Genomic DNA, 4,806 nt, shown 5'->3' with positions numbered 1-4,806 from the left:
CGTCGTCGTCAACAACAAGCCGCAGGCGCGGCTGAATCTGCTGCTGAGCCTGACGCTGCTCGGTCTGCTGCTGCTGCTGTGGGCGGCGCTGGCGGTCAGCACCGACACTTTTCTGACCGCGAACAACCTGACCAACCTGATGCGGCAGGCGACCATCTGGGCGGTGATTGCGATCGGTCAGACCTTCGTCATCATCACCGCCGGTATCGACCTTTCGGTCGGCACCGTGCTGGGGTTTGCCGGCGTGGTGATCTCGCTGCTGTTGCAGGCGAACGTGCCGATCTGGCTGGCCATTGTGCTGACGCTGCTGGTCGGGGTGGCGATCGGCATGTTCCATGCGTTCGGTGTGATAAAGCTCGGCCTGCCGCCGTTCATCATGACGCTGGCGACGCTGACCGCACTGCGCGGCATCGGGCTGTTGATGACCAACGGCAGTTCGATCTCGATCACGGTGGACAGTTTCACCAGCTTTTCGCGCGGCGCGGTGCTGGGCATTCCCAATCTGTTCTGGATGGTGATTCTGCTGGCCATTCCATCGTTCGTGTTCCTGCATCTCAGCCGCTGGGGTCGCTATCTGTTCGCGATCGGCAGCAACCCGGAGGCGGCGCGGCTGTCGGGCGTGAACGTGCAGGCAATGCTGTATGTCGCCTACACGCTGTCGGCGACGTTCGCCGCCTTTGCCGGCATTCTGACGACATCGCGCATCGGCATCGGCAACGCGACGACGGGCCAGGGGTGGGAGTTGCAGTCGATTGCGTCCTCGGTGATCGGCGGCACCAGCCTGTTCGGCGCCGTCGGCAGCATCCACGGCCCGCTGCTCGGCAGCATTCTGCTCACCACCATCAACAACGGCGCCAATCTGCTGAACGTCAATCCGTTCTGGCAGCTTATCATCACCGGCGGGCTGATTATTGTGATCGTGTATTTCGACCAATTGCGGCGAAGGAAGCGGTAACGGGTTTTGTTCGGTGACGATATGGCAATGCTGTCGGTGTGGATCAATTTGGTGTGATGGCTGCACCACGCCGCCAGCTGGCGTTGTCGCAAGAGATGACCTTCCTCTGTCGGCCAAACCCTCATGACCTCCCTCATTTTCAGACTGCACCGAACATCTGTGCGAAGACCGGCTGGGCAGCCAGCATCCCGGTGAACTTCTCGATCAGCGGCCGGAGGAGGAACCCGGTCATGTTGGGCATGAGGTCGTAGAGCATGCAGCCCTGCCGGAACAGCGAGTGCGTGCGGCGCCTTGTGGTGCTGGTTTTGAGATGGCGGTCGTAGCCGAGCGATTCCCCGGCGGCCCCGGGCAGCGTCAGCAGGACCACGGCGAAGGCGCTGATCAGCCACAGGCGGTCCCGCCGGTCGGGGGTGCTGACATGCATCGATCCCAGCCCCATGCCGAAGCGCAGGTCCTTGGCGTCGCGGAAGCTGCCCTCGATATCCCATACAAGAGACCTCTAATAAGTTGACAGGATTCGACGAATCCCCGAGACTCGGTCTCCAAGCGCTATGCGCGGTGGTGCGTTGGCTTGGATCACGCAATGAGCGAGGGGTCGTCTTATCCGGTCTGGGAGACACTGCCGGCGGAACGGCAGCACGGCCTCGTGCGCACACTCGGCCAAATGGCGATGCGCCAGATCCGCAACCCGTCGACCGCACAGCAGACCGTCGGGGAGACAGCCGATGATGACAGACGGGGATCTCGCGCCACGGCCGCCCGGTGGGCTGTCGGACAAAATCTTTCGGCGGCATCGTGAACGTTTGGCGATTGTCTATATCCGTCAGTCGACGCTTCAGCAGGTTGAACGCCATCAGGAATCGACCCGGCTACAATACGCTTTGGTTGATCGCGCCTTTCATCTCGGCTGGGCGCGGGAGAGCATTGTGGTGGTCGACGACGACCTTGGCCGCTCGGGTGCGACGATCGAAGGCCGGCTCGGCTTTCAGCGCCTGGTGGCGGAAGTCGGCCTTGGCCGTGTCGGGTTGGTGCTCGGCGTGGAGATGTCGCGCCTGGCCCGATCGAACCGGGACTGGCACCAGCTTTTGGAGATCTGCGCGCTGTTCGACACGCTTATCGCCGATGTCGATGGTGTCTATGATCCCGCCCACTTCAATGATCGGCTTTTGCTCGGGCTGAAAGGCACAATGTCGGAGGCGGAACTGCACATCCTCAAGGCGCGGATGCTGGAAGGCAGGCGTGCCAAGGCGCGGCGGGGCGAACTCGGCAAGTCGGTGCCGATGGGGTATGTGCGGCGCCTCTCCGGCGAGGTGGCGCTGGACCCGGACGAGCAGGCACAGGCAACGATCCGCCAGGTGTTCGCGCTGTTCGAGCGGTTTCGTACCGTTGGCAAGGTGCTGCGCTATCTGGTCGAGCACGACATCCGGATGCCGGTGCGCCTCCCCGGCGGCCCCGGCAAGGGCGAGCTCGAATGGCGCCGCGCCAACCGCCCGACGCTGCACAATCTGTTCGGCAACCCGATCTACGCCGGTATCTACGCGTATGGCGTGCGCGCGACCGACCGGCGGCGGCAAAAGCCGGGGCGGCCGGGCACCGGGCGACGTTCGCCGCGGGCCGGCGAAGCCGACGTGTTCGTGCCGGATCGGCTACCAGCCTATATCACCCGCGAGCAGTTCGATCGCAATCAGGCGCGACTGCGTGCCAACCGGGCGGATCGTCTCGGCCCGGTGCGGTCCGGCACGGCGTTGCTGTCGGGCTTGGTGGTGTGCGGTCGGTGCGGATTGCGCATGACAGCCGCTTACAACAATGCTGGCCATGCGGCGCGCTACATATGTGGTGGCCAAAACTCGAGCTACGGCGCGCCGTTTTGCCAATCGTTGAAGTCCGCTCCGGTTGATACAAAAATAACATCCATAGTCCTGAAAGCGCTGGAACCCGCAGCACTGGAGGCCAGTCTCGCGGTTGCCGCCGATCTGCAAGCTGAGCGCACCGCTCTGGAGCAGCAGTGGCGTCAACGTCTGGAACGCGCGCAATACAAGGTTGACCAGGCGCGTCGCCGTTACGCCAGCACCGAACCAGAAAACCGGCTGGTGGCGCGGACGCTGGAGCGCGACTGGGAGGAAGCTTTGGCCGAGCAAGGTCGGCTTGTCGCCGATCACGAGCGCTTTCGGCGCGAACGCCCGCAACCGCCTTGTCCCGCGGAACTGGCCACGATCCGACAACTGACGGCGGATCTGCCGGCGTTGTGGCAGGCGCCGACGACGACCAGCGAAGAACGTCAGACCATCGTGCGCTTCCTGCTCGAGCGGGTTCTGCTCACCATCGTCGACGCCAGTGAGCAGGTCCTCCTGGAATGCCACTGGCATGGCGGGAGCCGGACGACCCACACGCTGATACGCCCGGTGGCGCGGGTGAAGGCGCTCAGCACCTATGCCGCGCTGCTCGCGCGTGCCGTTGACCTGCACCGGGTGGGTCACGGGTGCGCCGACATCGCGGCAATCCTCAACCAGGAAGCCTGGCGACCGCCGAAGCGGCGCGACACCTTCAACGCCCCGATGGTGCGCCGCCTTCTGACCACGGCCGGCGTCATCGAGCCTGGGCTGCGCCGGCCTCGGACGATTGCGGAGCGACAGCCGGATGAATGGACGATCCGCGAACTGGCCGCAGAACTTGGTGTACCGGAGCCAACGCTCTACAACTGGGTGCAAAACGGACGCCTGCTCAGCCGTTCGGTCAAAGCTGGCGCCGGTTCCGCCAAGCTGGTCACGGCCGACGCCGCCACGATTGCCAACCTGAAGACGATCCGGGCAACGCCGCCACCCTGGCGCCGATTGCCATCGCGCGTGAGGAATCCCAACGGTACAACCCTCGATTCTTGAGAGTCGTCATGCCTCGTTCGATGACCGTGGCGCCGAACCCCCAGCCATTGCCGACCCGCTCCCGTGGCCGAGGTCTGGGCTGCCGATATCACCGCAGCGGTGTCCAGCTTGTTCGTTCTCTCCTAGCCGGAAAGCCATTGTATCTCGTCACAGTGACGGGATAGAGTGCCGCATGCCCGGACCCAGACCACAAGGCGATCACGCATTAACCTCGGCCGAGCGCATGCGACGCCTTCGCGAGAAACGCAAGGCCGAGGCAGAAGACAAACCGCCGGACAAGCCAGCAGTGGTGATCCGCTATCGCCACCCCAAAGATCGGCGCAGCCGACCCGAGCAATGGGCGGATGCGGTTAACACGCTCATGGACTGCCTCGACCGATATCAGCAGTGGCGCGTAAACCTGCCCGACAGTCTTGTTGACAGTGCGCTCGCCGAGCGCCTCGACGCCATGCTGGAATTGCGCGACCTCGTTGACCAGCTATCTCTCGCCGATCCGCCGCGCGGATTTGGACGGGACTGAAAGAGGACCCTCGATGTTCCACCCAAAATGCCTCGTTGCAGGTCGAACCCACCCACCACTTGATTCTTGAGAGTCGCCATGCCTGGTCGATATCGATCCCCCAGCGCCTGGCATAGTGGTTGACCAGCACGGCGGCCGTCGCGTCTGGGTCGCTCGCGGCAAGGCACCACGGCTCCTTCATGCCCTTGGCATGCACGCAGACCACGGTGGCGACCGGATAATCGGCGGCGGTGACGGCGGCCCCGCGCAGCGTCCGCGCCCGCCCGCCGGCGCCAACCCAATCGGCTGCCGCACGCACTTTGCCGTCGGCGGCGGTCACCGCGATGTTGCCGCGGAAGCGGATGACGTAGCCGAAACCAAGCTCGCCCAGGAACGCAAACAGCTTCTGGTCGCCGAAGCCGCGGTCGGCCAGGATGGTCACGCGGCAATCTGGCGGCATGGTTTCAGCCAGG

At 64.3% G+C, this 4,806-nt stretch carries 4 protein-coding genes and 1 pseudogene; 3 read left to right on the top strand and 2 right to left on the bottom strand.

From position 1 onward, the window contains the following. Nucleotides 1-955: ABC transporter permease (locus ACYDAT_RS15610; protein WP_461451307.1), on the top strand; the 955-nt coding region annotated here is incomplete at its 5' end. Nucleotides 956-1,094: 139 nt separating this feature from the next. Here ACYDAT_RS15610 and ACYDAT_RS15605 read toward each other — a convergent pair. After that, a complete protein-coding gene (locus ACYDAT_RS15605) occupies nucleotides 1,095-1,379 on the bottom strand; it encodes a hypothetical protein (RefSeq protein WP_461451305.1) in 285 nt (94 codons plus the stop codon). Nucleotides 1,380-1,680: 301 nt separating this feature from the next. Between ACYDAT_RS15605 and ACYDAT_RS15600 the strand changes: the two genes are divergently transcribed. Beyond that, nucleotides 1,681-3,834: a recombinase family protein gene (locus ACYDAT_RS15600; RefSeq protein WP_461451303.1), complete on the top strand. Its 2,154-nt coding sequence runs from the start codon at nucleotides 1,681-1,683 to the stop codon at nucleotides 3,832-3,834. 172 nt (nucleotides 3,835-4,006) lie between these two features. Then, complete coding sequence (locus ACYDAT_RS15595) at nucleotides 4,007-4,354, top strand: hypothetical protein (protein WP_461451309.1); 348 nt, start codon at nucleotides 4,007-4,009, stop codon at nucleotides 4,352-4,354. Nucleotides 4,355-4,508: 154 nt separating this feature from the next. Here ACYDAT_RS15595 and ACYDAT_RS15590 read toward each other — a convergent pair. Continuing rightward, nucleotides 4,509-4,793 (bottom strand): annotated as a pseudogene (locus ACYDAT_RS15590) (IS4 family transposase); the annotation flags it as partial. Nucleotides 4,794-4,806: the final 13 nt, after the last annotated feature.

The sequence above is a fragment of the Metallibacterium sp. genome (assembly GCF_054637675.1).
The sequence above is the reverse complement of the archived record's forward strand: the minus strand, read 5'-3'. Positions and strand labels throughout refer to the sequence as shown.